Annotated in this window: 22 protein-coding genes; 11 read left to right on the top strand and 11 right to left on the bottom strand. The window is 75.8% G+C overall.

From position 1 onward, the window contains the following. Positions 1 to 132 precede the first annotated feature (132 nt). On the bottom strand, positions 133 to 666 hold the full coding sequence (locus ABT048_RS32835; protein WP_350525216.1) for a hypothetical protein: 534 nt from the start codon (positions 664 to 666) through the stop codon (positions 133 to 135). Between the two features lie 115 nt (positions 667 to 781). Next, complete coding sequence (ctaD, locus tag ABT048_RS32830) at positions 782 to 2641, bottom strand: aa3-type cytochrome oxidase subunit I (RefSeq protein ID WP_502894102.1); 1860 nt, start codon at positions 2639 to 2641, stop codon at positions 782 to 784. 618 nt (positions 2642 to 3259) lie between these two features. On the opposite strand from ctaD, the gene ABT048_RS32825 reads away from it, so the two are divergent. Further along, the gene (locus ABT048_RS32825) at positions 3260 to 5083 is read left to right on the top strand and encodes an AfsR/SARP family transcriptional regulator (RefSeq protein ID WP_350525215.1); all 1824 of its coding nucleotides are present in this window, start codon (positions 3260 to 3262) and stop codon (positions 5081 to 5083) included. Positions 5084 to 5133: 50 nt separating this feature from the next. On the opposite strand, the gene lanKC is transcribed toward ABT048_RS32825, so the two are convergent. The 3 genes from lanKC to ABT048_RS32810 all read right to left on the bottom strand — a co-directional run bounded on the left by lanKC (position 5134) and on the right by ABT048_RS32810 (position 9272). Then, positions 5134 to 7665: a class III lanthionine synthetase LanKC gene (gene lanKC, locus ABT048_RS32820; RefSeq protein ID WP_350525214.1), complete on the bottom strand. Its 2532-nt coding sequence runs from the start codon at positions 7663 to 7665 to the stop codon at positions 5134 to 5136. 48 nt (positions 7666 to 7713) lie between these two features. Continuing rightward, positions 7714 to 8934 carry an MFS transporter gene (locus ABT048_RS32815; RefSeq protein WP_350525213.1) on the bottom strand — a complete coding sequence of 407 codons (1221 nt, stop codon included), beginning with the start codon at positions 8932 to 8934 and terminating at the stop codon, positions 7714 to 7716. 164 nt (positions 8935 to 9098) lie between these two features. Further along, positions 9099 to 9272, bottom strand: a complete 174-nt coding sequence (locus ABT048_RS32810) for a hypothetical protein (protein ID WP_350525212.1) — start codon at positions 9270 to 9272, stop codon at positions 9099 to 9101. Positions 9273 to 9654: 382 nt separating this feature from the next. Here ABT048_RS32810 and ABT048_RS32805 point away from each other — a divergent pair, with 382 nt between their 5' ends. The 3 genes from ABT048_RS32805 to ABT048_RS32795 are packed head-to-tail and all read left to right on the top strand — an operon-like array spanning position 9655 to position 14157. After that, positions 9655 to 12768 carry an adenylate/guanylate cyclase domain-containing protein gene (locus ABT048_RS32805; RefSeq protein ID WP_350525211.1) on the top strand — a complete coding sequence of 1038 codons (3114 nt, stop codon included), beginning with the start codon at positions 9655 to 9657 and terminating at the stop codon, positions 12766 to 12768. Next, positions 12765 to 13616 (top strand): S8 family peptidase, encoded by an 852-nt coding sequence (locus ABT048_RS32800; protein ID WP_350525210.1) that lies wholly within the window; start codon positions 12765 to 12767, stop codon positions 13614 to 13616. The genes ABT048_RS32805 and ABT048_RS32800 overlap by 4 nt, the downstream gene beginning before the upstream one ends. Further along, positions 13600 to 14157: a GAF domain-containing protein gene (locus ABT048_RS32795; protein ID WP_350525209.1), complete on the top strand. Its 558-nt coding sequence runs from the start codon at positions 13600 to 13602 to the stop codon at positions 14155 to 14157. The genes ABT048_RS32800 and ABT048_RS32795 overlap by 17 nt, the downstream gene beginning before the upstream one ends. Before the next feature lie 72 nt (positions 14158 to 14229). On the opposite strand, the gene ABT048_RS32790 is transcribed toward ABT048_RS32795, so the two are convergent. The 6 genes from ABT048_RS32790 to ABT048_RS32765 form a co-directional block, all read right to left on the bottom strand. After that, on the bottom strand, positions 14230 to 15117 hold the full coding sequence (locus ABT048_RS32790) for a Vgb family protein (RefSeq protein ID WP_350525208.1): 888 nt from the start codon (positions 15115 to 15117) through the stop codon (positions 14230 to 14232). Positions 15118 to 15189: 72 nt separating this feature from the next. After that, positions 15190 to 16272, bottom strand: a complete 1083-nt coding sequence (locus ABT048_RS32785) for an AI-2E family transporter (RefSeq protein WP_350525207.1) — start codon at positions 16270 to 16272, stop codon at positions 15190 to 15192. A gap of 91 nt (positions 16273 to 16363) precedes the next feature. After that, on the bottom strand, positions 16364 to 17473 hold the full coding sequence (locus ABT048_RS32780) for a winged helix DNA-binding domain-containing protein (protein ID WP_350525206.1): 1110 nt from the start codon (positions 17471 to 17473) through the stop codon (positions 16364 to 16366). Further along, on the bottom strand, positions 17470 to 18207 hold the full coding sequence (locus ABT048_RS32775) for a glycerophosphodiester phosphodiesterase (protein WP_350525205.1): 738 nt from the start codon (positions 18205 to 18207) through the stop codon (positions 17470 to 17472). Before ABT048_RS32775 ends, ABT048_RS32780 begins: the two co-directional genes overlap by 4 nt. 62 nt (positions 18208 to 18269) lie before the next feature. Beyond that, the gene (locus ABT048_RS32770; RefSeq protein ID WP_350525204.1) at positions 18270 to 18686 is read right to left on the bottom strand and encodes a TOBE domain-containing protein; all 417 of its coding nucleotides are present in this window, start codon (positions 18684 to 18686) and stop codon (positions 18270 to 18272) included. Positions 18687 to 18905: 219 nt separating this feature from the next. Beyond that, entirely contained in the window at positions 18906 to 20096 is a 1191-nt protein-coding gene (locus tag ABT048_RS32765; RefSeq protein WP_350525203.1) for an ROK family transcriptional regulator, read from the bottom strand. Positions 20097 to 20277: 181 nt separating this feature from the next. Between ABT048_RS32765 and ABT048_RS32760 the strand changes: the two genes are divergently transcribed. The 7 genes from ABT048_RS32760 to ABT048_RS32730 all read left to right on the top strand — a co-directional run bounded on the left by ABT048_RS32760 (position 20278) and on the right by ABT048_RS32730 (position 25873). After that, entirely contained in the window at positions 20278 to 21519 is a 1242-nt protein-coding gene (locus ABT048_RS32760) for an MFS transporter (RefSeq protein WP_350525202.1), read from the top strand. Between the two features lie 92 nt (positions 21520 to 21611). Next, positions 21612 to 22382, top strand: a complete 771-nt coding sequence (locus ABT048_RS32755) for a dienelactone hydrolase family protein (RefSeq protein ID WP_350525201.1) — start codon at positions 21612 to 21614, stop codon at positions 22380 to 22382. Between the two features lie 23 nt (positions 22383 to 22405). Next, a complete protein-coding gene (locus ABT048_RS32750) occupies positions 22406 to 22951 on the top strand; it encodes an RICIN domain-containing protein (RefSeq protein ID WP_350525200.1) in 546 nt (181 codons plus the stop codon). A 173-nt stretch (positions 22952 to 23124) separates the two neighbouring features. Next, positions 23125 to 23820 (top strand): TVP38/TMEM64 family protein, encoded by a 696-nt coding sequence (locus tag ABT048_RS32745; RefSeq protein WP_350525199.1) that lies wholly within the window; start codon positions 23125 to 23127, stop codon positions 23818 to 23820. 74 nt (positions 23821 to 23894) lie between these two features. Continuing rightward, entirely contained in the window at positions 23895 to 24410 is a 516-nt protein-coding gene (locus ABT048_RS32740; protein WP_350525198.1) for a DinB family protein, read from the top strand. A 283-nt stretch (positions 24411 to 24693) separates the two neighbouring features. Further along, on the top strand, positions 24694 to 25086 hold the full coding sequence (locus tag ABT048_RS32735) for a cell division protein SepF (protein ID WP_350525197.1): 393 nt from the start codon (positions 24694 to 24696) through the stop codon (positions 25084 to 25086). 190 nt (positions 25087 to 25276) lie between these two features. Further along, entirely contained in the window at positions 25277 to 25873 is a 597-nt protein-coding gene (locus ABT048_RS32730) for a TetR/AcrR family transcriptional regulator (protein WP_350525196.1), read from the top strand. Positions 25874 to 25957 lie beyond the last annotated feature (84 nt).

Genomic DNA, 25957 nt, shown 5'->3' with positions numbered 1-25957 from the left:
CGGCTCCACCTTCGTCACCCCCGCACACTCCCAGCGGGGCCCAGGGCATCATCGCCCACCGTGCGGCCGTCTCCCAGGGCCGAACGGCCCCATTCGCGCCGGCGGCGTGGCGCGCGTCCTCCGTCCTCGCGTTCAGCGGCCCTGCCGCCGCACGTTCCCCAGCCCGACCAGCAGGAACCCCAGGGCGACGGCCGCGCCGCCGACCCCCGCCGGCACCACGCGCGGGCCGATCCCGCCGTCGCCCGACAGCAGGATCGCCGCCGCGCCCAGCGAGCCGACGGCGGCGCCGACCACCAGCCAGCCCGCGAGGGCGACGGCGAGGGGCCGGCCGGTGCGCGGGGCGGGGCCGGTGTCCAGCGCGGCCCACCGCGCCGCCGTCTCCCGCACCTCCTGCCGACGGTCCCACTGCGCGCGCACCCGCAGCGCCGCACCGCCGACCAGGCCGGCCAGCGCGATCTGCGCGGCGGGTTGCCAGTCCGGTACGACGAGCAGCAGTCCGCCCGCCAGCGCGAGCGCCGCCCACCACAGCACGCACGCCGCCGCGGCGGTGCGGGTGGAGCGGGGGCGGTCGGCGCCGGCCTGGAGGTCGGCGATGGCGGGCAGGTACCAGACACAGCCGCTCGCGGTGAGGGCAGCGGTGCCGATGGCGAGAACGGTGTGGTTCACGACCCGGCCTTCCTGGTCACGAAGGGGTGAGAGGGGTGAGGGGAGGGAGCTGACGGGCCGTCCCCGCCCGCCCGGGGGCAGCGACGCGGGCGGGGACGGCGTTCCGGGGGCGGCCTCAGCCGCCGGGGGTGGGCGAACCGGTGGGAGAGTCGGCCGGCGCACCGGCGGCCGCGCCTCCGGCCGGGGCCGGGACGGGGGCGGCCGACGCCACCCGGGCGCGGTCCGCCCGGCTCAGCGGCCGGTCGTACTTGGCCGGTTCCACGTCGCCCAGGTGCGTGGCGGGCTTGCCGCTGTTCTCCAGCACGTCCCGGGCGGCGATGTCCGGGTGGTGGAGGTCGAAGGCCGGGGATTCGGAGCGGATCCGCGGCAGCTTGACGAAGTTGTGCCGCGGCGGCGGGCAGGAGGTGGCCCACTCCAGGGAGCGGCCCCAGCCCCACGGGTCGTCCTCGGTGACCCTCTCGCCGTACTTGGCGGTCTTCCAGACGTTGTAGAGGAACGGCAGGATCGACAGGCCGAGCAGGAACGAGCCGATGGTGGAGACGGTGTTGAGGGTGGTGAAGCCGTCGGACGCCAGGTAGTCGGCGTAGCGGCGGGGCATGCCCTCGGCGCCGAGCCAGTGCTGCACGAGGAAGGTCGCGTGGAAGCCGACGGTCAGCGTCCAGAAGGTGATCCGGCCGAGGCGCTCGTCGAGCTTCTTGCCGGTCATCTTGGGCCACCAGAAGTGGAAGCCGGCGAACATCGCGTACACCACGGTGCCGAACAGCGTGTAGTGGAAGTGGGCGACGACGAAGTACGAGTCCGAGACGTGGAAGTCGATCGGCGGCGCCGCGAGCAGCACGCCGGTCAGGCCGCCGAACAGGAAGGTGACCAGGAAGCCGACCGTCCACAGCATCGGGGTCTCGAAACTCAGCGAGCCCCTCCACATGGTGCCGACCCAGTTGAAGAACTTCACGCCCGTCGGCACCGCGATCAGAAAGGTCATGAAGGAGAAGAACGGCAGCAGCACCTGCCCGGTGACGTACATGTGGTGCGCCCAGACCGTCACCGACAGGCCCGCGATGGCGACCGTGGCGGCGATCAGGCCGGCGTAGCCGAACATCGGCTTGCGGCTGAACACCGGGATGATCTCGGAGACGATGCCGAAGAACGGCAGGGCCAGGATGTACACCTCGGGATGGCCGAAGAACCAGAACAGGTGTTGCCAGAGCATCGCCCCGCCGTTGGCGGGGTCGAAGACGTGGGCGCCGAACTTGCGGTCGGCCTCCAGGGCGAGCAGCGCGGCGGCCAGCACGGGGAAGACCAGCAGCACCAGCACCGAGGTGAGCAGCACGTTCCAGCAGAAGATGGACATCCGGAACATGGTCAGTCCGGGGGCGCGCATGCAGATGATGGTGGTGATGAAGTTGACGGCGCCGAAGATGCTGCCGAAGCCGGAGAGCGTCACACCCATGATCCACATGTCGGAGCCGACACCGGGCGAGTGGACGGCGTCGGACAGCGGCGCGTAGAGGAACCAGCCGAAGTCGGCGGCGCCCTGCGGGGTGGCGAAGCCGGCGGCGGCGATCAGCGAGCCGAACATGAACAGCCAGTAGGACAGCATGTTCAGGCGCGGGAAGGCGACGTCCGGCGCGCCGATCTGCAGCGGCATGATCCAGTTCGCGAAGCCGGTGAACAGCGGCATCGCGAACAGCAGCAGCATCACCGAACCGTGCATGGTGAAGGCCTGGTTGAACTGCTCGTTGGAGAGGATCTGCGTCCCCGGCCGGGCGAGTTCGGCGCGCATGACCAGGGCGAGGATGCCGCCGATCAGGAAGAACGCGAACGACGACACCAGGTACATGGTGCCGATCGTCTTGTGGTCGGTGGTGGTCAGCAGCCTGACCAGGGCCGAACCGGGCCGCCTGGCCCGAACCGCCGTGGCCGGTACGGCCGTCGGCGGTCGTACGGGGTCGCCCTGTGCCTGGGTGGCGCTCAAGGACCCGCTCCTTAGGAACGTCGTGCGAATGATTGGCGCTCCATGATCCGAACAGGCCGGCTCCCCGCCCCAGGGCCCTTGGGCCCGCCCGGCCGGGGCCGCTGGGCCCGAGTTCCCGGGCCCCGACCGGGACCTCCCGACCGGCGGACCGGGACCTCCCGGCCACCCCCGTCCCGCTCGGGCCGCGCTCACCCGGCCGCGGAGGCCCGGTCGAGAACCACCGGAACGGCGCGTTCCCCACGCCCCCGGGCGGGCAGCCGGCGGGCGACGGCGGGCCGCCCCCGCGCCGGGTGCCGGCCCTGCCGCACGGCCCGCCCGACCTGCCGGAACGCCATCCGCACACCGGTGCGAATCCACCCGCCGATCCCACCCCGGGACGCCCGGATTGTGAGGGCGGCGTGCGCGAACCCGCCCGATCCCGTGCCCTTCAGTGCCGATCGACCGTCAAGTAGCCTGCGCCCACCGACGACCGCGATCGAACGTCCCGCACCGACGCCGCACCGCCACCGCACCACCCGGCACCACGCCCGCACGCATCCGCACCGCCGGAACCGCCGGCACCGCCCCGGAACCGCCGCAGAACCACCGCAGAACCGCTCTCGCCCCGGAGGTACGCCGATGCCCCTGGCCCAGCCCGCCGCCCCCACGCTGCTGCGCTTCTCCGTCCTCGGCCCGCTCACCGGCGCCGCCGACGGCCGCCCGCTGGCCCTCGGCCCGCTGAAGCAGCGACTGGTGCTGGCCGTCCTCCTGAGCCGCGCCAACACCGCCGTCCCGGTCGACCTGCTCACCGACGCGGTCTGGCCCGAGGAGCCGCCGCGCACCGCCCGCAAGAACCTCCAGGTCTACATCTGCACCCTGCGCACCCTGCTGGGCCGCGAGTACGGGCCCGACCGGCTGGTCCACTCGGCCGGCGGCTACCTGCTCCGGGCGGCCGAACCCGAGCTGGACCTCCTGCAGTTCCGCGCCCTCGCCCGGGCCGGCCGGGCCGCCGCCGACGGCGGCGCGCTCGCCCCGGCCGCCCGGCTGCTGCGCCAGGCCCTCGACCTGTGGCAGGGCCCGCCGCTCGCCGACCTGCGCTCCTCCCCCGCCGTCGCGGCCGAGGCCCAGCGGCTGGAGACCCGCTGCCTGGGCGTCCACGAGGACTGGGCGGAGACGGAGTTGGAGCTGGGCAACGCCGCCGCCGTCGCCGAGGAGCTGGCCGAGCCCGCCGAGCGCCACCCGCTGCGCGAGCGCCTCCAGGCGGCCCGGATGAACGCCCTGCACCTGTGCGGCCGGCAGGCCGAGGCGCTCGCCGTCTACGACACCCACCGCCAGCTGCTCGCCCGCGAGTTGGGCCTGGAGCCGAGCCCCGCCCTGACCGCCCGCTACCGCGAACTGCTCGCCCGCGGCCGCTCCGGGCCCGCCTCGGCCCGCCCCGAGCGCGGCGCGGCCCCGCACGGTGTCCTGCTGCCCGCCGACACCGCCGACTTCACCGGACGCAGCGCCGAACTGCGCGAGCTGGTGGACGAGTCGGGTACGGGCGGCGGTGTCACGGTGCTCTCCGGCCCGGCCGGCAGCGGCAAGACCGCGCTCGCCGTGCACGCCGGCCACCTGCTCGCCGACCGGTTCCCGGACGGCCGGCTGCTCGTCCGGCTGCGCACCGCCGACGGCGCCCCGCGCCCGCTGCCCGAGGTGCTGTCCGAACTCGCCGCCCTCACCGGCCGACCGGGCACCACCCCGGCCGACCCCGCCCCGGCCGCCGCCCTGTGGCGGGCCTCCCTCGCCGGACGCCGGATGCTGCTGGTCCTGGACGACGCGCCGGACGAGTCGGTGGTCCGCGAGCTGCTGCCGGGCCACGGCCCGAGCGCCGTCCTGGTCACCTCGCGCAGCCAGCTCGCCGGTCTGGCCTCGGTGCACCGGATCACCGTCCCGCCGCTGACGCCCGCCGGGGCCCTGGAACTGCTCGGCCGCATCGTGGGCACCGGCCGGATCGGCACCGACCGCGCGGCCGCCGCCCGGATCGTGGCCGCCTGCGGGCTGCTGCCGCTCGCCGTCCGGGTGGCCGGCACCCGGCTCGCCGTGCTGCGCCACCTCCCGCTCGCCGAGTACGCGGCCCGGCTGGAGGACCCGGCGGGCGCCCTGGACGAGCTGGTCGCCGGGGACGTCACCGTCCGCGCCCGCCTCGACTCCGGCTGGCGGGACCTCACCGACCACGGCCGCCTGGCCCTCGCCCGGCTCGCCGCGCTGCCGCTGTCGCTGCTCTTCACCCTCCCCGAGGCCGCCGCCGCCCTCGGCCGCCCCGAACGCCTGGCCCTGCGCACCCTGGAGGCGCTGACCGACACGGGGGCCGTCACCTCGCCCACCGGCGAGGTCACCGCCCACGCCGCGCTCTACGCGCTGCCCCGGCTGACCCACCTGCACGCCCGCGAACGCGCCGCGGATCCGCTCACCGCCGCCTCCTGACGCCGCGCCGGGCCCCTCCGCCGGGGGCCCTGCGGCCGCCGGACGGGGCCTCACCCCAGGGTCAGCAGGTCCAGCACGCCCCCGTGCTCCTCCTCCAGCCCCCACAACCCCAGCAGCACGCCCGCCGCCCCGGTGTGCAGGTCCGCCGAGAACCGCCGCAGCCGCATCCCGGGGACGAGCAGCCCCTCGGGCCGCGCCACCAGGTGCCACTGCAGTCGCGCCACCTGCCCGGCCACCGCCTCCGGTGCCCCGCCCAGCCGGTCCAGCGCCAGCGTCAGGCCGACCCGCCCCCGGAACAGCCCCGGCTCCCGGATGAACCCGGGCGCGCAAACCTTCCGCACGTCCGCCAGGAACGCCTCCCCGCCGGGCAGTTCGGCCGTCTCCAGGTACTCCCGCAGCACCAGCGCGATCCCGCTGCTCCCGCGGTCCAGGTACGCCAGCCGCCGTCCGGCCTCCAGCACCTGCAGCGAGCCGTCCGGCACCCGGACGCACTGCGCCGTCGCCCGCTCCAGCGCCAGCCGCGCCGAGTCCAGGAGCCACCGTTCGCCGGTCCGGCGGTACAGCCGCAGCTGCAGCAGCGCGATGCCCGCCAGGCCGTACAGCAGCCCGGCCGCCGCGGGCGCGTCGAGGCCGTCCACCGGCTCGCCGCGGACCACCGCCGCCAGCTCGCAGGCGTCGGCCAGCGCGGCCGCCTCCTCCCGCCGGCCGCCCAGCGCGTCCGCCAGCCGCAGCCGGGCGAGCGCGGCGCCGGCCCGCCCGCCGAACAGGCCGGCCTGACGCGCCGGCCGCGCCGCACGGGCCCCGGCCAGCAGTTCCTCGGCCGCCTCCGGCCGCCCCAGCCGGGCCAGCACCACGGCGACGCCGAGCGGGCCGTCGTACAGCCCGCCCGTGCCCGGCCGGGCTCCGCGCCGGCGGAGCGCCGCGACCAGCCAGTCCGTGTACTCCTGCGGCCGGTCGGCGCCCGCCCGCTGCAGCGCGTACAGCACCCCGGCCGCGCCGTGCGCGACGCCCGTACCGCCGTCGGCGAACCCGGCCACGTCCCCGGGGAAGAGCCGGTCCGGCCGGTCGGGGGTGGCGCCCGCGTGGATGCCCGCGACCAGCTCGCGCCGCGCCGCAGTCCAGGACGGGCCGGCCAGCAGCTCCCGGCCCCGCCGCTCGCTCACCGAGTCCGTCCGCGCCGTCAACACGCCTGGGCGCACCGGCCCCTCCTCCGGCCCGAGTCCGAACCACTCCCGTGCCCGCCGCTCCAGCGCCGCGAGCTTGCCCGGGTCGCGGTCGGCCAGCTCCAGCACCGGCATCAGCAGCATCAGCCAGGTCGCCCACAGCATGAACCGGTCGGCCTCGGCGCCGTCGAGGCCCGGCGGGATCCGCAGCCCGGCCGGGCCGGCCGTCGGCACCCGCCGGTCGTCCAGCTCCGCCGCGTACTCGAAGTCCACCAGCACCACGGAGCCGTCCGGCCGGAGCACCACGTTGGCCGGGTGGAGGTCCCCGAACCGCACGCCCCGCTCGTGCAGCGCGCCGAGCGCCTTCTCCAGCCCCGCGACCACGCCGGCGACCCACTGCGCGTACTCGGCGCGCTGCTCGGCCGTGCAGTCCTGGTGCACCAGCGGGTAGCGCCGGATCGCCTCGGCGAACAACTGGACGCCCTCGATGTGCTCCTGCACCAGGAAGGTGTGCTCCCACACCGTGCGCACCTCGTGCAGCCGGGGCACGCACTCCAGCCCGGCCAGCCGCTCCAGCGCCCACTGCTCGCGCCGCAGCCGGGTGGTCGCGTCCGCCCCGGCGGAGTCCAGCCCGGCGTACGGGCGGGCCTCGCGCAGCACCACCCGCTCCCCGGTGTCCGCCCGCTCGGCCCGGTAGATCCCGCCGGCGCCGGAGAACTGCAGCACCTCGGTGATCCGGTACGGCAGGTGGCCGGCGGCCGCCTCCCGCGCGGCCAGGTGCGGGCGCAGCGCCGCGGGCGGCTCGACCCACTCCGGCAGCCGGAACACCGGCTCGCGCGAGTCCGGGACCAGCGTTCCGGAGGGATCGCGCAGCGCGGGCACCGGCCGGCCGGCCCCGTCCTCGCACCACAGCTCGACGAACGCGCCGTAGCGCGCGTACACCGGGGCATTGCCGATCCGCAGGTCGGTCAGCACGTACGGCCCGGGGCGCCCGTCCAGCGCGGCCGCCAACTCCTCGGCCAGCTCGACGAACTGCTCCGGCGAGACGGGGTACACGGTGACGAACTTGCCGCTGCTCCCGCGTCCGATGAACTTGCCGTTCGCCACCCGCAGTGCCGCCGCGCTGCGCTGGAACTTGAACGCCACCCGGCGCGCCGTGCAGATCCCTGCGACGACGGCCAGCGTCTCCTCGGCGCCGTCCTCCACCGCCGACACGTGCAGCTTCCAGCCCTGTTCCGGCAGCCGGACGCCGTCGGGCCGCAGGACGGTCCACAGGCCCCGCTGCTCGCGCCGCCAGCCCTCGGGCGGCTCGCCGAGCCCCTGCGCGTAGCGGCTCGCCCGGTCGCGCAGCCGCCCCGGGGTGTCGTAGTACAGCGGGTCGGCGAGGCAGTACAGCTGGGTCTCGTGGGCGCCGGCCATGGCGCGCCTCCTCTTCCGGTCACTCCGGGGCGAGCGGTGCGGGGTGGGTCAGACGGCGGGCACCGGCGCCGGTCCGCGCCGCACCGGCGGCGCCCAGGTGACCACGGCCGCGCAGAGCGCGATGGCGAGCGCCAGCAGGCCGAAGGTCCGGGTGCCGCCGACCGAGCCGAGCAGGGTGCCGCCCACGAGGGGGCCGAACGGCTGGATCAGGGTGGACAGGAAGCCGGCGGCGCTCTGCACCCGGCCGATCCGGTCCGGCGGCGCGGCCAGCAGCATGCCGGAGACGAAGCCGATGCTGGCGACGGTGGACAGGCACATGCAGGCGGCGCAGAGCAGCCCGATCACCAGCGGCGCCCTGGTCACCGTCAGCACCCCGGCCGTCAGCGCGGAGGCCCAACAGGCCAGCGCCACCAGGCTGCCGTCCCGTGCTCTACTCCCCAGCCGGGGGGCGAGCAGCGCACCCGCCAGGGCGCCGGCCGCGGTGCAGGAGACCACCGTGCCGCCGCCGATCCCGGAGTGCCCGCCGTCAGAGGCGACGGCCAGGGTGGCGAACATCAGCGCGCTGAAGGCGAAGTTCATCCCGAGCCCGAAGATCAGCAGCAGGGTCCGCAGGTAGGGCTGCTGCCAGATGAAGGCCAGCCCGGCGGTCAACTCCTGTCTGCTGAACACCGATCCGCTCTTCTCGGCGGGCGTCGAGCGGGTCCGCATCAGGGCCACGCAGACCGTCGACAGCAGCAGTCCGACGCCCTCGGCGAGGAACGGCAGCACCGGGTGCCAGGCGAACAGCGCGCCACCGCCGAGCGGTCCGACCAGCCGGGCCGCGGCGCCGCGCGCCTGCATCCGGGAGGAGGCCTCCCGGGCCTGCTCCCGCGGCACCACCGCGCGCAGCAGGGCGCCGGCGGCGGGTCCGTAGACGCTGGAGATCAGCGCCCCGGCGGCGGCCACCAGCAGGACCAGCGGCAGCGGGGTGTGCCCGCGCAGCACGGCGACGACCAGGGCGCTGACCGCCAGCAGGCTGCCGACGTCGCAGATCCGCATCAGCCGGCGGCGCTCGATCCGGTCGGCGAGCACGCCGCCGGGCAGCATGGTGAGCAGCAGCGCACCGACCGAGACGGTGCCGATGGCGCCCGCCCGGGCGGCCGATCCGGTCTCCCGCAGGACAAGCAACGGCAGTGCGATCGACGCGAGTTGGGAGCCGAGCGAGGCCAGCAGGCCGCCGACCCAGAGCAGCCGGAAGTCCCGGTTGCGGGCGAGCGGGGTGGGCTCCATGGCCGTCCTCCGTGGTGGGTGGTGGCATCGGGCCGGGGCGGCCCCGTCGTGACGGGACCGCCCCGGAAGCCTTGCGCTACGGCCGGCGGCCGGGACCGGTGGTGCGCCCGCCCCCGCGCTCGGCCTGATGACCGGTCCGGAGGCCGGCCCGGTGACAGCCGGTGTCAGGCGGAGGTCTCGGCGCCGGCGACGTAGCTGATCAGGCTGAAGCAGTTGCCGTCCGAGGCCTCGGAGAGCACCTTCATCGACTGCAGGTCCAGGACGTTGGCCGCGTGCGCCTCGACCTCCGGGGTCTCCTCGCCGTTCTCGCCGAGGTTCTGGTCCATGTTCTCAGCCATGGTCGAACTCCCTTCCACAGGTGGGTTGTCGCGGTGGTGACGGCGGCGTCGTGACCGACTGCCGGCCGCCGTGCCGACCATGGTGGGCGCGGCCGGCTGCGCCCGGCTTCGGAGGCGGTTGGGTACCGGTATGGCCGCAGGCCGGGGCGCCGCCGACACCGCCGGCCGGGCCAGGCGGGGCGCCGCGCGACGCCCCCGCACCCGGCCCCACCTGCGGCCATACCGGCCGCCAGGCGTTCCCGAACCGGGCCCGAAGCCGCCCCCGCGACCCTGACCCGGAACGCCCGAACGCCCACGCACGCGGCACCGGCCTCGCCCGAGCACCCGCAGCGCCCGCGCCCCGTACGCCCCGCACAGCGGAGGACGACCGAAGGACGGCCCCATGCCCTGCCCACTCTGCGCCCAACTCGTCGCCACGAACGACCAGTTCTGCCCCTCCTGCGGCACCCCGCGGGCCGCCGCCCTCGACCTGGCCGCCGAGGAGCGCAAGCTGGTCACGGTGGTGTTCTGCGACCTGGTCGACTCCACCGCCCTGTCCGGTGCGCTCGACCCGGAGACGCTGCGCGAGGTGATCCTGCGCTACTTCGAGCGGATGCACCGACAGATCGAGGCGCACGGCGGCACCCTGGAGAAGTTCATCGGGGACGCCGTGATGGCCGTCTTCGGCGTCCCGGTGATCCGCGAGGACGACGCCCACCGGGCGCTGGCCGCCGCGCTCGCCATGCTGGAGGACCTGGAGGACCTCAACACCGAGCTGGACGCCACCCTCGGGGTCCGCCTGGACGTCCGGATCGGCGTCAACACCGGCCAGGTGGTGGCGGGTTCGGACGCCTCGGCACGCCAGGCGCTGATCTCCGGCGAGACCGTGAACATCGCCGCCCGGCTGCAGACCCGGGCCGCCCCCGGCCAGGTGCTGATCGGCCCGCAGACGCTGCGGGCAGCCGGCCCGGCCGCCCAGGTGGACGAGGTCGGCCCGCTGCAGCTCAAGGGCAAGGCCGAACCGGTCACCGCCTACCGGCTGGTCGGCCTGGACGAGGACGACCCGGAGCTGCTGCGCCGCTTCGACGTCCCGCTGGTCGGCCGCGAACGCGAACTGGCCGAGCTGGACGCCGCGTTGGCCCGGGTCGCGGGCGGCTCGGGCGCCGAGCTGCTGCTGGTGGTGGGCGAGCCCGGGATCGGCAAGACCCGGCTGGTGCGCGAGTGGCGCGAGCGGGTGGGCCGGCGCACCGCGCGCTGCGGCACCGCCCGCTGCCGCAGCTTCGGCGAGCAGGGCGTGCTGGCGCCGCTCGCCGAGGCCGTCCGCACCCTGCTGGACGAGCCCGAGGGCGCCGCCCCGGCCGAGGCGCTGGCCCGGCTGGACGAGGCGACCGCGCCGGGCGTCGGCGCCGGGCAGTCGCTGGAGCTGCTGGCCGCGATCCTGCGCGGACGCACCGTGGAGCGCCCCGCCGTCCTCGTCCTGGACGACTGCCAGTGGGCCGGCCCGGCCCTGCTGGACGCCGCCGAGCGGCTGACCGAAGCGCTCGGCACGGCCCCCGTGCTGCTGCTCTGCCTGGCCCGCCCCGAGCTCCCGGCCGCCCGCCCGGAGCTGCCGGCGCTCCCGGTCGGCGGCCTGTCCTGGGACGAATCCGCCCTGCTCGCCGCCCAGTTGACCGAGCTGAGCGCCCACCAGGACACGGTGCCGTCCCGGCTGCTGGAGCGCGCCGAGGGCAACCCGCTGCACCTGGAGGAGCTGCTGGCCGCCCTCACCGAGGCCGAGGGCCCCGCGCACGACGAACTCCCGCCCACCGGACGGGCGTTGCTCAGCGCCCAGATCGACGGGCTGGAGCGCGACGAGCGCGCCACGCTGGACCTCGCCGCCGTGCTCGGCCGCGCCTTCACCGCCGCCGAGCTGGCCGAACTCGCCCACGGCGGCAGCGATCAGGACACCTTCGCGGACCCTGAGGACGACGTCTTCACCGGCCCGATCGACGGCCTGCCGGCCGGCCCGGCCGCCGACGGCGAGTCCACCCCGCCGCGGCTGCACGCCGCGCTGGCCCGGCTGGCCGAGCGCCGCCTGGTCGAACCCACCGGCCCCGGCTACCGGTTCAGCAGCGGCCTGGTCCAGGAGTCGGTCTACCAGTCCATGTCCAAGCGGGCCCGCGCCGAGCGCCACGAGCGCGCCGCCGACCTGCCCGCCGTCCGCTCCGCCGGGGACGGCGCCGTCGGCGGCCACCTGGAGCGCGCCCACCGCTACCGGCTGGAACTCGGCCTGCTGGACGCCCGCACCGACACCCTGCGCACCCGCGCGGCCGCCGCCCTCGGCGCCGCCGGGGCCGGCGCCCTGGCCCGCGCCGACCTGCCCGCCGCCGTCGACCTGCTGGAGCGCGCCGTCCGGCTGCACTACCCCAACGAGCGCGCCGCCGGCCCCGTCCTGCGCCGCCTCGGCGAGGCCCGGCTCGCCGTCGGGCGCGCCGACGAGGCCCTGCCCGTCCTCGCCCAGGTGCGGGACGCGGCCGCCGACCCGCTGGACGCCGCGCACGCCCGGCTCGCCCTGGCCTCCCGCGGCCTGCCGCCCGGCCAGGACCAGCCCGCCGCCACCGCCCGCGCCGTCCTGCCCCTGTTCACCGACACCGGGGACGACCTCGGCCAGGCCCGCGCCCGGCTGCGCCTCGCCGAGGAGCGCCTGCTGGCGGGCCGGCACGCCGAAGCCGAGCAGCTGCTGGAGCAGGCGCTCGACCACGTCTCCCGCACCGACGCCGAGCTGGACCGGGCCGCCGTGCTGGCCGCGCTGGCCGCCTCGCTGCTGGCCGGCCCCGAGCCCGTGCCGAACGCCACCTTCCGGCTGCGGGCCCTGCTCGCCGAGCACGGCACCGGCCGCCGGACCGTGCGGGTCGCGCTGAACGGCCCGCTGGCCGTCCTGCTGGCCCTGCGGGACCGCCCCGAGGAGGCCGAGCTGCTGCTCGCCGAGGCCAACGGGCTGGCCGGCGAACTGTCCCTGGCGGAGGCCATGGTCGCGCTGCCGGCTCTGACCGCCCAGGCCGCCGCCGCCACCGGCCAGTCCGGCCAGGCGCTGGACCTGCTGGCCGACGCCGCCGAGATCGCGCGCCACCAGGGCACCGCCGCCCCGCTGCCGCGCCTCGCCCTCACCACCGCCCGGGTCCTGCTGGACACCGACCGCCCGGCCCAGGCCGCCCGGCACCTGGACGGCGCGGACGCCGTCGCCTCGCTGCCGCCGGTACTCGCTGTCGAGCTGGACGCGCTGCGCGGCCGGCTCGCCGCCGCCCGGGGCGAGGCCCTGCCGGCGCTGGACCTCACCGCGGCCGCCCTGGACGCGGCCGAGGCCACCGAGTCGCTGCTGCTCCGGGCGCTCACCGCGCTCGACCGCGCGCACGCCCTGCTGCTGCTCGACCGCCCCGCCGAGGCCGCGGTGGCCGCCACCCTCGCCCGGGACCACTTCGCCGCCAAGGGCCACCTGCCGGGTGTCCGGCGGGCCGAGCGGCTCGGGGGCACCCGGTGAGCGGCCCGGCCGGCCTCACCTGGAGCCTGCGCGACCGCGGCCCCGCCGACCTGCCGGTCCTGGCCGACCGCCTCACCGACGGCGGTGACGACGGCGACGGCACCGGCAAGGGCGTGCGGGTCTGCGTGGTCGACTCCGGGGTCGAGCCGGACCACCCGCTGGTCGGCCCGCTGCAGGGCTCCTGGGCGGTGGTCAAGGACCCGGTCACCCGGGAGCTGACCGTCCGCCCCGACACCGCGGGCGACACCTGCGGCCACGGCACCGCCTGCGCCGGCATCATCCGCCGCACCGCCCCGGACTGCGAGCTCTACAGCGTCCGGGTGCTCGGGGAGCGCTTCACCGGCACCGGCGACATGCTGATCGAAGGCCTGCGCTGGGCCGTCCGGCAGGGCTTCGACGTCGTCAACCTCAGCCTCTCCACCACCCGGACCCGCTTCCTGGAGGAGCTGCACGCGATCGCCGACGACGCCTTCTTCGCCCGCACCGCGATCGTCGCCTCCGCCCACAACACCCCGGTGGAGAGCTTCCCGTGGCGGTTCTCCTCGGTCATCTCGGTGGGCAGCCACCAGGAGGACGACCCGGCGCTGCACCTGTACAACCCGGCGCCGCCGGTCGAGTTCTTCGCCCCCGGCCAGAACGTCCGGGTGCCCTGGCTCGGCGGGGCGACCATCCGCACCACCGGGAACAGCTTCGCCACCCCGTACGTGGCCGGGCTCTGCGCCCGCATCCTGTCCCGGCGGCCGAGGCTGACCACCTTCCAGCTGAAGAGCGCGCTCTACCTCACCGCGGCCAACGTCCAGGTCCCGACCACCCCCACCCCGGAGGCGCCCGATGACCCTCAGCACTGACCCCGCCGTCGATCCGCTGGCCCGCGAGCTGCTGCAGTCCGTGGTGGACGTCGCCCGGGCGATCTTCGGCGCCCAGGCCGGCTCGGTCTGCCTGCTCGACGAGACGGCCGGGGAGCTGGTGTTCCAGGCGGTCTCCGGGCGCGGCGAGGAGTCCCTGGTCGGCCGCCGCTTCCCGGCCGGCCGGGGCATCGCCGGCTGGGTCGCCGCCTCGGGCGAGCCGATGGTGGTCGACGACCTGGGCGCGAACCGCACCTTCGACCGGGACTTCGCCGAGTCCACCGCGTACGTCCCCGACGCCCTGATGGCCGCGCCGCTCACCCACGGCAGCCGGGTCCTCGGCGTGCTGGAGGTCCTGGACCCGGCCCCGCAGGCCCGCGCGAGCCTGCCCGAGCTGGACCTGCTGGCCATGTTCGCCCGCCAGGCCGCCGCCGCCCTGCGGGTGATCGCCGACCGCACCCCGGCCCCGGAGCCCGCCCCGGACCGCGCCGCCGCCCTCGGCCTCCTCGCCGACCTGGAGGAGCTGCTGCGCCGTCAGCCCTGAGCGGAGCCGTCGGCCCCGGACGGAGCCGTCAACCCTGGACGGAGCCGTCAGCCCCGGGCGGCGGCGGCGGCGTCAGCCCCGGGCGGCGTCGAGGCGGAGGATCTGACCGCGCTCCAGCGCCGCGTACACCGCGCCGTCCGGGCCGAGGGCGATGCCGTGCGGCTCGGCGCCCCCGCCCGGGATCGGGTGGCCGTCGAACCGCCCGTCCGGGGTGAGCACCCCGATCCGGCCGGCGCCCCACTCGGTGAACCAGAGCCGGCCGTCCGGGCCCGCCGCGATCGCGTGCGGTTTGGCCGCCCGGTCGGCCAGCGGGTGCTCCGTCACGTCTCCGTCCACGGTGATCCGCCCGACCAGCCCGCCGCCGATGCCGACGTACCAGAGCGCGCCGTCCGCCCCGGCGGTGATCCCGACCGGCGCGGTGCCGCCGGTGGGCAGCCGGTGGACGGTCACCTCGCCCGCCACGGTGATCCGGGCGACGGCGTCCGCCTGGTTGAGCGTGCACCACAGGGCGCCGTCCGGCCCGGCGGTGATCAGCGACGGGAACGCCCCGGGGACCGGCAGCGGATGCTCCGTCACGTCTCCGTCCACGGTGATCCGCCCGATCCGGTTCGCGGTCATCTCGGTGAACCACACCGCCCCGTCCGGCCCGGCGGCGATCCCGTACGGCCCGGCGCCCTCGCCCGGCAGTGCGAAGGAGCTCGCCGTCCCGTCCGCGTCGATCCGCCCGATCCGGTGATCGCGCATCCGGCTGAACCACATCGCCCCGTCGGGGCCGGCCGCGATCACGGCGGGCCCGCACTCCGGCGCCCCGAGCCCGTACCGCTCCACGGTGCCGTCCGCAGCCAGCCGCCCGACCTCCCCGGCGTGCACCAGCGTGAACCACACCGCCCCGTCGGCCCCCACGGCGACCCCGTACGGCCCGGCACCCTCGCCCGCCACCTCGAACAGTTCCACGTCCACCCCTCCGAGCACTATCGCGACCCTGGTCGCATTAGTGATGCTGCCACGCCCCGACCGGCCACGGCAAGCCGATTACGCACCCCGCCCCGGGAGACCGCGCAGGACCGAGACGACGCCGGTGGCCGCCGCGCAGACCGGGACGGCGAGCAGGGCGCCGATGATGCCCGCGATGCCCGAACCGGCGACCACGGCGACCATGATGGTGGCCGGGTGCAGCTCGACCGTCCGGCTCTGGATGACCGGCTGCAGGATGTTGCCCTCGATCATCTGGACGGTCAGGACCACGCCGAGCGCCCAGAGCGCCGTGCCGAGGCCCCCGTCGGCGAGGGCGACCAGGACGGCCACGGTGCCGGACAGGAAGGCGCCGACGAAGGGGATGTAGGCGCCCATGAAGACCAGTGCGCCGAGGCCGGGCGCGCCGGGCACGCCCAGGGCGAGCAGGCCGATGGTGATGAAGGCCGAGTCGATCAGGGCGATCAGCGTGGTGCCGCGCATGAAGCCGGCCATCGCCTCGAAGGCCCGTTCGGCGCAGGCGATGACGGTGTCGGCGCTGCGCCCGGGCAGGTAGGAGCGGATGGCCTCGCCGGTGCGGTGGCCGTCGCGGAGGAAGAAGAAGACCAGGGCCAGCGCCAGCACCCCGCCGGTGATCAGCTGGGTGAGCAGGCCGAGGCCGGACAGCACGCTGTTCGTCAGGGTCGAGACCAGTGAGTTGGTCTCGCCCTTGGCGTTGCTCAGGGCGTGCTGGACCTTCTTCCCCAGCGGGCCCAGCCACTGCTCCAGCCGCCGCCCGGCCGTGGGCAGTGCCTCGGCGATCTGCGGGGCGCTGTGCACCAGGGAGTTGACCAGCAGGGCGATCACCCCGCCGGCGGCGACGACCAGCACCGCGCAGGTGAGTCCGGCGGCCAGCCCCCGCCCGACGCCCCGTCGTACCAGCCACGGCACCACGGGGTAGAGCAGTGAGGCGCCGAGCAGCGCCAGGATGAACGGCACGGTCGCGGCCCGCAGCTCGACCAGCGCGAAGACCACCAGCGAGGCGACGGCGATCAGCAGGATGACGGCCGCCGACCAGGCCGCCGCCTGCCGCAGCGCGGGCGGCAGCATCTGGTACGGCCTGCGGCGGTCGGGCTGCGGACCGGGCGGGCGCTCCACGGACACGGCCACCTCCGCGGGGGATCGTCTTCGGGTCCGAACCGACCCATCTCAGCAGAGAATGTGACGGTCCGCCCGTTCTGCGCCCCCGCCCCGGCTACTCCGCCGCCTCGACCCGTACGGTCCCGCTCCCGCCGGCGCCCCCGTCGGCGAAGTCCAGCACCCGCTGCGCCTCGGCCTCCGCCGCCTGGCGGTCGGCCCGCCGCAGCGCCGTGAAGGGCTGCACGACGACGCCCTCCCCGTCCGTCAGTCGCCAGGATCCGGCGACCAGCCCGTCCACCAGCAGCGTGCCCAGCACGATCCCGTTCTGCGTCATGACCCGCCCCCGGTACTCCTCGGGCAGCACCCGGGTGCGGTCCGCGTGCGAGAGCAGCAGGTTGTCGAACGGCGCGACCAGCCGCACCGGCGCCGGGGTGTCCCCGTCCGGCCGGGGCGCCTCCGGCAGGTCGTACAGCAGCCGGCCCTGCTCGTCCCGGAAGGTCAGCAGCCGCGGCGCGAGCCTGCGCAGCACCGGGGTGAGCCCGCTGAGGCCGCACCACTTCTTCACGTCGGCCGCGGTGGCCGGACCGAAGGCGGCGAGGTAGCGCAGGACCAGGTCGTCGAGGGTGGGCGCCGGGTCGAGCGGGCGGCCGAGCCAGGCCTCGGCGGTGGTGTGCGCGGCCGGGCCGCCGCGCCCCCACAGGCCGCGCGGCGGCACCTGGACCAGCGGCAGCAGGCAGCGGGCCGCCTGGGCGAGCGCGGCCGGGTCGCGGTCCGGGCGGGTCCCGGCGAGCAGCGCGCCCAGCTGCTGGAAGGTCCGCGGCCGTTCCTCGACCAGTTCCCGGGCCTCGGCGGCGAGCGCGGCCGGGTCGAGCCCGGTGAGCCGCTTGCCGTAGGTGGTGCGCAGCTGCTGGTCCAGGAGGGGCTGGAGCAGGGGGCGCAGGGTGAGGCAGTCCTGGGCGGTGACGAGGTGGATGGTGCCGCGCTGGAGGGCGATCCGGACCGCCGCCCGTTCCTCCAGCAGGGTGCTCAGCGCTTCGGGCGTGAAGCCGTCGAGCCGGGCGAGCAGCCCGAGGTAGGGCGGCTGGGGCGCTGCCTGGGCCTGGAGGCCGCCGAGGTGGCGGACCATCGCGGCGGGTGTCAGGTCGGTGCGGGCGAGCAGGTGCTGACGGGCCAGCAGGGCCCGGCCGAGCGCCCGGGTGCCGAGCACCGGCTGCGGCTCCGTCACCGTGGGCCGTCCAGCACCGAGCGCAGCACGTCGATCCGGTTGGTGGTGATGGACGCGACCCCGGTGTCCCGCAGTCGGCGCATGGTGCGGCGCCGGTCGGCGGTCCAGGTGGAGACGGCGAGCCCGGCGTCCGCGGCGGCGGCGGTGAACGCGGGGGTGACCAGGCCGAACGGCGGGTTGAGGTAGCGCGGGCGCAGGTCGTCCAGCAGGGTGCGGACGGGCATCCGCGGCTGCTTCCAGGTGAGCGCGATCTCGGCGTCCGGGGTCTGTTCGCGGACGGCGAGCATGGCGGTGACGGGGCCGCAGAAGGCGACCAGCCGCTCGGCGCCGAGCTCGGTGACCACGGACCAGGTCGCGGCGGCCGGGCCGGGCTCGTCCAGGTCGATGAGCAGCCGGCGGCCGTCGAAGCCGCTCACCGCCTTGATCGCCTCGACGAGCGTGGGGACGGCGAGCGGGCCCTGCCGCAGCTCGTCCAGCTGCTCGGTGGTGACCCGGTCGATCGACCGGGGGTCTCCCCAGAGCCGTTCCAGGGTGCGGTCGTGCAGCAGGACGGGCACCCGGTCGCGGGTGAGCTGGACGTCCACCTCGACGGCGTCGGCGCCGGCGGCCAGCGCGGACTCGACGGAGGGCAGGGTGTTCTCGCGGTACCGGTAGGGGTCGCCGCGGTGGGCGACGGCCAGCACCCGGGGGCGGCGGTCGGTGCTCGCGCTCGGGGTGGTCGGCAGGTGTGGCATCCGGGCCTCTCGTTGCGGTTCCGGGACTCGTCGGTGCGGCGTCGACGCCGTTCGGTACGGCGTCAGCGCCGTTCGATCATCACGTTGGTGGACTTGATGACCGCCGTGGCGGGTGCGCCGGGGACCAGGTTCAGCTCCTCCGCCGACTCCCGGCTGATCAACGACACCACCCGGAACGGCCCGGCCTGGATCTCCACCTGGGCGGCCACGTCGCCGAGCAGCACGTCGGTGACGATCCCCGGGAAGCGGTTGCGGGCCGAGGACGGGCGGCCCTCGGCCTCGGCGTTCTCCGGCCGGGCCAGCTCGCGGGCGAAGGCGGCGAGCTCGGCGCCGGGGATGATCCGGTGACCGTGCTCGTCCCGCGTGGCGGCGAGCCGCCCGGCGTCCACCCAGCGCCGCATGGTGTCGGCGCTGACGCCGAGCAGCGCCGCGGCCTCTCCGATGCGGTACGGGTTGGCCGGCGCCTCGGGCTGGCCCATGAGCGACTCCTGACGGTGGTTCGAAGGTCTTCGGGGGGACTTCGGGGACTTCGGGGGGCTTCGGAGCACCGGGGTCTCCGGCGGTGCGCGGCCCCGCCGCCATCCTGCCGTACCGGGTGCGGCGGCGGGAAAGCCAGGGCCGCCGGGTCGGGTGCGCGGAGCGGCCCGGCGCCCGTCCGCCGCCTCGCCCGCGGGGCGACGGGGGTTCGGGGACGGGCCCTACGGCTCGCCGAAGAGGTCCCGCCGCACCGCGTCCCCGGCGGTCAGCACCGCCCCGGCGAGCACCGCGCCGCCGCCCGCCGTGCCGGCCCGCACCTCGGTGCTGAGCGGCGAGAGCCGGGCGAGCCGCCGCTCCACCCGGCCGGCGAGTTCGGCGCCGCCGGCCCGGCCGATCTCCCCGCCGAGCACCACGCAGCCGGGGTCGAGCACCACGCAGACGCTCGCCGCACCGATGGCGATCCGTTCGGCCAGTTCGTCCAGGAAGCGCCCGTCGGCCTCGCCGGCCCCGGGTGCGACCGCCGCCCGGACGACGGCCTCGGCCGCGGCGGCGTCCCCGGCCGGGGCGGCGGGCAGCCCGTGCGCGCGGGCGAGGTCGCAGATCGCCGCGCTGCCGACCAGGTCGTGGAAGCCGCCCTCGCAGCTGTCGGCGCTGGGCAGCCCGACGGTCCCGGGGACGGGCAGGAAGCAGATCTCGCCGGTGCCGCCGGAGAAGCCGCGGCGCAGCCGCCCGTCCAGGATGACGGCGGCGCCGACGCTGTGGCCGAGCCACATCAGTACGAAGGTGTCGCGGTCGCGCGCGGCGCCGACCCGGTACTCGGCCCGCCCGGCCAGGTTGACCTCGTTCTCCAGGATCACGTCGGTGCCGGGCAGTTGCTCCAGTGCGGCGAGGAGTTCGGCGTGCCAGGCGGGGAGGTTGCCGGTGCTCTGCAGCCGCCCGGTGGCGGGGTCGACGAGGCCGGGGGCGCCGACCGCGACGGTGTGCAGCCGCTCGACGCCGGCGCCGCGCGCGGTCTCCAGCAGGGTCGTGGTGATCACCGCGGCGGTGCCGGGCCCGCCCGCGCCCTCGACCGGGATCTCGGCGGTGGCGAGGGCCTGCCCGGCGAGGTCGGCGACGACCAGGCTGACGCCGCCGGCGCGGACGTCGAAGGCGGCGATGTGCGCGCGGGAGGCGACGAGTGCGTAGACCCGGGCGTTGGGGCCGCGCCGCTGTTCGCCGCGTTCGCCGACGACGGCCACCAGGCCGGTGCGTTGGAGGCGGTCGAGCAGGTCGGCGACGGTCGGCCGGGACAGGCCGGTGAGGTCGCGCAGCTCGGTCGCGGTCAGGGGGCCCTGTTCGAGCAGGAGGTTGAGCGCCAGCCGGTCGTTGATCGCCCGGGCGGTGCTCGGCGTGGCCGTACGCGCGGTGGTCATGGCCGCTCATCCTTCCAGAGTGTTTCTATCAGGGTCCCTTCCTGATAGTTTATCGAACCGTCGCCGGCCGGTCGCGCCTCCGCCGCGCGGCCCGTCCTGCGCGCACCTGCGCTTGACTACCGACAAGGCCACCCACAGGGCACCGTCGCGCCCCGCACCGCGCGACCGGGAGGGAACGCCGATGAACCGCACCACCGCGCCACCGCCGCGACCGCTGACCGCCCCGCGCCGGGCCCGGGCGAGCATCGCCCTGGTCTTCGGCGTGCACGGCGCCGTCAGCGGCAGCTTCGTCACCCGCATCCCGTGGCTCCAGGACCGCCTGGACCTGTCCACCGGACAGCTCGGCCTGGCCCTGGTCATGCCCGCCATCGGCTCCTCCCTCGCCATGCCGCTGGCCGGCCGCTTCGTCCACCGGTACGGCGGCCGGGCCGCGGTACGCGGCCTGCTCTCGCTCTGGTGCCTGGCCCTCGCCCTGCCCGCGCTCGCCCCCTCCCTGCCGCTGCTGTGCGTGGCGCTGCTGGCGTACGGGGCCGCCGCCGGGATGGCGGACGTCGCGATGAACGCGCAGGGCGTGGAGATCGAGGAGCGCCTCGGCCGCTCGATCATGTCCGGCCTGCACGGCATGTGGAGCGCCGGCGGCCTGCTGGCCTCCGGCTTCGGCATCCTCGCCGCCCACCTCGCCCTCGACGCCCGGCTGCAGCTGGCCGTCACCGCACTGGTCCTGCTCGCGCTCGCCCAGCCGGTCTGCCGCGGCCTGCCCGACCTGCGGGCGCACGAGGACGCCCAGGAACCGCCGCGGTTCGCGCTGCCGCCGCGCAGCTCGCTGGTGATCGGGCTGGTCGGCTTCTGCGCGGTCTTCGCCGAGGGCGCCTCGATGGACTGGAGCGGTGTCTACCTGCGGGACGTCACCGGCGCCTCGGCCACCGTCGCCGCCGCCTCCTACACCGCCTTCTCGCTCACCATGGCCGTCAGCCGCCTCGCCGGGGACACCGCGATCCACCGCCTCGGCGCCGTCCGGACCACCCGGATCGGCGGCGCCGTCGCCACCGTCGGCGGCCTGCTGGTGGTCGCCGCCGACCGCCCCGCCCTCGCCATCCCCGGCTTCGCGCTGATCGGCATCGGCATCGCCGTCATCGTCCCGCTCGCCTTCGCCGCCGCCGGCCGGATCGGCAGCAACCCCAGCCAGGCCATCGCGGGCGTCGCCACCGTCACCTACACCTCCGGCCTGATCGCCCCCGCGGTCATCGGCACCCTCGCCCAGGCCACCTCGCTGACCGCCTCCTTCGGCCTGGTCACCGCCCTCGCCCTCGCCCTGCTCCTGAGCGCCGGAGCGCTGCGCCGGGCCGAGCGGAATCCCGCCGACGAAAACGTGACCGCACCGGAATCGAAAAGGCCTTCCGGAAAAGATCTCTCAACGATATGATGGCGAATTCCGGAAGGAATTCCCCGCTAGCATCACCGACCGTCGGGCGCAGCCGCGCCCGGCGGTTTTCGCGATCCGCGAGAGGGATTCCCGTGTGCTACGACCCGGACGCCGCCCCGCCCGCCTTCTCCCCCGCCGCCCGGCCCCCGGCCGAAGCCGCACCGCTCACCCTGACCTCCGCGGACGGCACCGAGTTCGGTGCCTTCCTGGCCCGCCCGGAGGTCACCACCGGGGTCGGCGTGCTCGTCCTCCCGGACAACAAGGGCCTTTCCGGCTTCTACCGGAAGACCGCCGAACGGCTCGCCGAACAGGGGCACCCGGCGCTCGTCCTCGACTATTACGGCCGAACCGCCGGGGCCTTTCCGGAAAACCGCCCGACGGAATTCGGCGAACTGCCGAACCTGCTCCCCCACCTGCTCGCGCTCACCCCCGAGGGCCTGGACGCCGACCTCACCGCCGCCGTGGAGCGACTGCGCACGGATGGCCCGGCCGAAGTGGTCGCGCTAGGCTTCTGCTTCGGCGGCCGCCAGGCCTTCCGCGCCGCCGCACCGCGCTTCGGCCTGACCGGCGCGGTCGGGTACTACGGCTACCCCGACACGATCAACGGGGCCCCGGGGCCCACCCAGCTCGCCGCCGACCTCACCGCCCCGATCCTGGCCTTCTGGGGCGGCGCCGACGAGCACATCCCGTCCGCCGCGGTCGAAGCCTTCGACGCGGCCCTCACCGGAGCGGGCCACCCGCACGAGTTCGTCACCTATCCGGGTGCCCCGCACAACTTCTTCGAAATGTCGGCAGTCGAACACTTCGGCGCTGCCCGGGACTCCTGGCACCGTCTGCTGGAGTTCCTCGCCCGGTCGCGCTGAACCGCACCACCGGAGGTCGACCGATGTTCCGTCGTACGCGGCTCCTCGCCGCCACCACCGTCCTCGCCGCCACCGCCCTCGCCGCCCCCGCAGCCGCCCACGCCGCCCCGGCGGCCCCCGCGGCCGCGGGCGACTTCGGCCCCGCCGAGATCCGGCCCCTGGCCGGGCCGCCGAACCTCTGCCTGGAGGTCGCCGACGGGAGCATCGACGACGACGCCCCGGTCCAAATCGGGACCTGTACCGGCGGCGACTACCAGAAGTGGACCCAGACCGCCGCCGGCTGGATCAACCTGCACAGCGGCAAGTGCCTGGAGATCCCCGACGACAGCACCGCCTGGGGCACCCAGGCCGACCAGCGGACCTGCGACGGCCGCAGCAACCAGAAGTGGAGCGACCCGCCGGCCGGCCACCCCGGCACCCCGCGCGGCATCGTCAACGCCCACAGCGGCCTCGTCCTCGACGTCTACGGCGGCGCCCTGACCCCCGGCACCCCGGTGATCCAGTGGGGGTACCAGGGCACCCCCAATCAGTTCTGGCACTACAACCCCGAGAAGGACCCGTACAGCTGATCCCGTGATCCGTTGATCCCGTGATCCCGCGTTCCGTCGGCGGCCGGTCGGCCCGGCCGCCGACGGCCTTGCGGCGCGGCGGGCCCACGGCCCGGTGACTCGGCGGCAGCACCACCCGGCGGCAGCACGGCCCGGTGGCCCGGGAGCCGGTCGGCCCGGTTAGGCTCGGGCGGATGTCCGAGCACGGTTCCACCCCCGCGCCCCCCGCCGCCCCGCGTTCCGCCTGGTGGCGGCTGGCGCTGCTGATCGCGCTGCTCGGCGCGGCGGCCGGCTCGCTGCTGCTGTGGAGCCCCACGGAGCTGCTCTCCGGCGGGCTGGCGGACCGGATGCCCGGGTACTGGTTCGCGCCGCTGTTCGCCCTGGTGTACGCGGTGGGCACGCTCGCCTTCGTGCCCCGGCCGGCGCTGAACGCGGCGGCCGGGCTGCTGCTCGGCATCCAGCAGGGCCTCGCGATGGCGGTGCTCGGCACCACCCTGGGCGCCGCCATGGCCTTCGGGCTCGGCCGGGGCCTCGGTCGGGAGGCACTGCGCCCCCACCTGCGCGGCAAGGTGCTCGCCGCCCTGGACCGGCGGTTCACCGAGCAGGGCTTCCGCAGCGTGCTGGTGCTGCGGCTCATGCCCGGCGTGCCGTTCCAGGCGATCAACTTCGGCGCCGCCTTCTCCGGGACCGGCGCGCTGCCCTTCGTCCTCGCCACCGCGATCGGCGCGGTGCCGACCACGGCCGTGTACGTGACGGCGGCCGCCAGCGCGGGCGAGCCCGGTTCGGCGGCGTTCCTGGTGTCGGCGGGCCTGATCGCCCTGCTGGGCCTGGGCAGCGCGGCGGGGCTCTGGCGGGCGGCCAGGGCCCGCCGCCGGGCGACGGCCGCCTGAGCGGCCGACGGGCCGGCCGACCGGCGGAACAAATCGTTCGCGCCCCTGCCGCGCCGGGCGCCAGGATGGCCCGCATGACCGACATCGATCCGCGGGTGGACCCGCCGATGGCCGCCGACGAGGCCGCCACCCTCACCGCCTTCCTCGACTACCACCGCCACACCCTCGCGCTCAAGTGCGAGGGGCTGACCGACGACCAGCTGCGCCTGCGCTCCGTCCCGCCGTCCAACCTTTCGCTGCTCGGCCTGGTCCGGCACATGGCCGAGGTGGAGTGGTACTGGTTCCAGTGCATCCTGCGCGGCGAGGAGGTCGAGGGCGGCCACTACTGCACCGAGGCCGACCCGGACGGCGACTTCGACAACGTCGACACCGCCGACGTCGCGGCCGACTTCGCCACCTGGCGCGCCGAGATCGAGGCCTCCCGCCGCGCGGCCGCCGGTCTGCCGCTCGACACCGTCGGCAAGCGACCGCGCCGCGGCGAGGAAGTGACGCTCCGCTGGATCCTCGCCCACATGGTCGAGGAGTACGCGCGGCACAACGGCCACGCCGATCTTCTGCGCGAATTGGTGGACGGCTCGACCGGCGAGTGATCCGCCGTGTGAAATCGTTTCCGCATTGTTGACAGAAGGTCAATTAAGCGGTGACCGCGACCGATATGGTCTACGCGCGCAACCGTACGGCGCTGCGCCGCGTCCGCTCTTTTTGCCCGGGTCCGCCCGGGTTTCCGGCGCGGCACGACTCGTACGGGGGTCGCGAGCGGGCACGGGACCGGTGAACAGTGCGATACTCGGACAGTTCCGACGAGTGGATGACGTGTCAAGAAACGGCACGCAACCCCGGGGGACCAGACGGGACGGGACAGGGAGGCGCGGCATGGGAGCACTTCGCGACGAGCACCACAACGGGTGGCTGATGCCCTCGGGGAACTACCCGGCCGCGGTGTACGACGACGAGTGGGTGGACCAGGAGACGGTGCCGTCCGTCGCCGCGCCCGCGAAGATCGTCTCCCTGCGGCCGACGGGCTTCGAGGCGGCCCGCACGGTCGGTGAGCACATCCGGGCGAGCACCCCGGTGGTCATGGACCTCACCGAGATGGCGGAGGCCGAGGCCAAGCGCATGGTCGACTTCGCCTCCGGTCTGATCTTCGGCACCCGGGGCGGCATCGAGCGGATCGCCCGCCGGGTCTTCCTGCTCACCCCGGCCGACGTCGAGGTGATGGTGATCGACCGCCCGCTCGACGAGACCGGCTTCTACAACCAGAGCTGAGCCGACCAGAGCTGAGCCGCGGCGCCCCGGCGCGGCGGCACCCCCGACCGGGGACGGCACCCGCCGTCCCCGGTTTTTTGCTGCCCGGAACCCGATCGTCGGCGGGTCGGTCGAGGGTCATCCGAGGCTCGCTTGAGACGCTCCACATAATTCTGAGACATCCATGTCTCACATGAACTACACTCGACTCATGGCCACCGACCGCGACACCGTCCTCGAAGCCGCCGTCGGCGTGCTCTCCCGCCGCCCGACCGCCCACCTGGACGAGATCGCGCGCGCCGCCGGCATCAGCCGCGCCACGCTGCACCGGATCTTCCCCGGGCGCGAGGCGCTGATCCGCGAGGTCGGCCTGCTCGGCCTGCGCCGGTTCGCCGCCGCGCTGGACACCGCCGGGGTCGAGGAGGGCGACGCCGAGGCCGCGCTGCGCCGCCTGGTGGACGCCTCCGTCCCGGACGCCATGCTCTGCGCCTTCCTGGCCGGCGAGAACCAGCTCTACGACAACGACGAGATCAACGACCTCTGGGAGCTCCAGATCGCCCGGCTGCACGCGCTCTTCCTGCGCGGCCAGCAGCAGGGCGTGTTCCGCATCGAGCTGAGCGCCGCCTGGCTGAGCGAGGCCTTCTTCGACCTCGTCGCCGGCGTCGGCTGGTCCATCCAGGACGGCCGGCTCGCCCCGCGCGACGCCGCCTTCTCGCTCGCCGAGCTCTTCCTCGGGGGCGCACTGCGCAGACCGGACGCCCCCTCCCCGGCTCCCACCACCACCGACACCTCACCCCGCAGCACCTGAAGCCGCAGCGCCCCGCACCGCACCACCCGCACCACCGCACCTCATCCCACAGCCACGGACCGCAGCACCTCCGACTGCAGACCG

Origin of the sequence: Kitasatospora sp. NPDC096140 (genome assembly GCF_040303045.1) — a bacterium.
In the GTDB taxonomy this organism is placed as follows: domain Bacteria; phylum Actinomycetota; class Actinomycetes; order Streptomycetales; family Streptomycetaceae; genus Kitasatospora.
Note: the sequence above shows the minus strand (reverse complement) of the source record. Positions and strands in the feature narration are given on the sequence as shown.

Excerpts from the sequence above, each read along its gene's own strand:
- ABT048_RS32825 (WP_350525215.1), top strand. The coding sequence starts at position 3,260 with ATGCCCCTGGCCCAGCCCGCCGCCCCCACGCTGCTGCGCTTCTCCGTC.
- lanKC (WP_350525214.1), bottom strand. The coding sequence starts at position 7,665 with ATGGCCGGCGCCCACGAGACCCAGCTGTACTGCCTCGCCGACCCGCTG.
- ABT048_RS32815 (WP_350525213.1), bottom strand. The coding sequence starts at position 8,934 with ATGGAGCCCACCCCGCTCGCCCGCAACCGGGACTTCCGGCTGCTCTGG.
- ABT048_RS32810 (WP_350525212.1), bottom strand. The coding sequence starts at position 9,272 with ATGGCTGAGAACATGGACCAGAACCTCGGCGAGAACGGCGAGGAGACC.
- ABT048_RS32805 (WP_350525211.1), top strand. The coding sequence starts at position 9,655 with ATGCCCTGCCCACTCTGCGCCCAACTCGTCGCCACGAACGACCAGTTC.
- ABT048_RS32795 (WP_350525209.1), top strand. The coding sequence starts at position 13,600 with ATGACCCTCAGCACTGACCCCGCCGTCGATCCGCTGGCCCGCGAGCTG.
- ABT048_RS32775 (WP_350525205.1), bottom strand. The coding sequence starts at position 18,207 with ATGCCACACCTGCCGACCACCCCGAGCGCGAGCACCGACCGCCGCCCC.
- ABT048_RS32770 (WP_350525204.1), bottom strand. The coding sequence starts at position 18,686 with ATGGGCCAGCCCGAGGCGCCGGCCAACCCGTACCGCATCGGAGAGGCC.
- ABT048_RS32765 (WP_350525203.1), bottom strand. The coding sequence starts at position 20,096 with ATGACCACCGCGCGTACGGCCACGCCGAGCACCGCCCGGGCGATCAAC.
- ABT048_RS32760 (WP_350525202.1), top strand. The coding sequence starts at position 20,278 with ATGAACCGCACCACCGCGCCACCGCCGCGACCGCTGACCGCCCCGCGC.
- ABT048_RS32750 (WP_350525200.1), top strand. The coding sequence starts at position 22,406 with ATGTTCCGTCGTACGCGGCTCCTCGCCGCCACCACCGTCCTCGCCGCC.
- ABT048_RS32745 (WP_350525199.1), top strand. The coding sequence starts at position 23,125 with ATGTCCGAGCACGGTTCCACCCCCGCGCCCCCCGCCGCCCCGCGTTCC.
- ABT048_RS32740 (WP_350525198.1), top strand. The coding sequence starts at position 23,895 with ATGACCGACATCGATCCGCGGGTGGACCCGCCGATGGCCGCCGACGAG.
- ABT048_RS32735 (WP_350525197.1), top strand. The coding sequence starts at position 24,694 with ATGGGAGCACTTCGCGACGAGCACCACAACGGGTGGCTGATGCCCTCG.
- ABT048_RS32730 (WP_350525196.1), top strand. The coding sequence starts at position 25,277 with ATGGCCACCGACCGCGACACCGTCCTCGAAGCCGCCGTCGGCGTGCTC.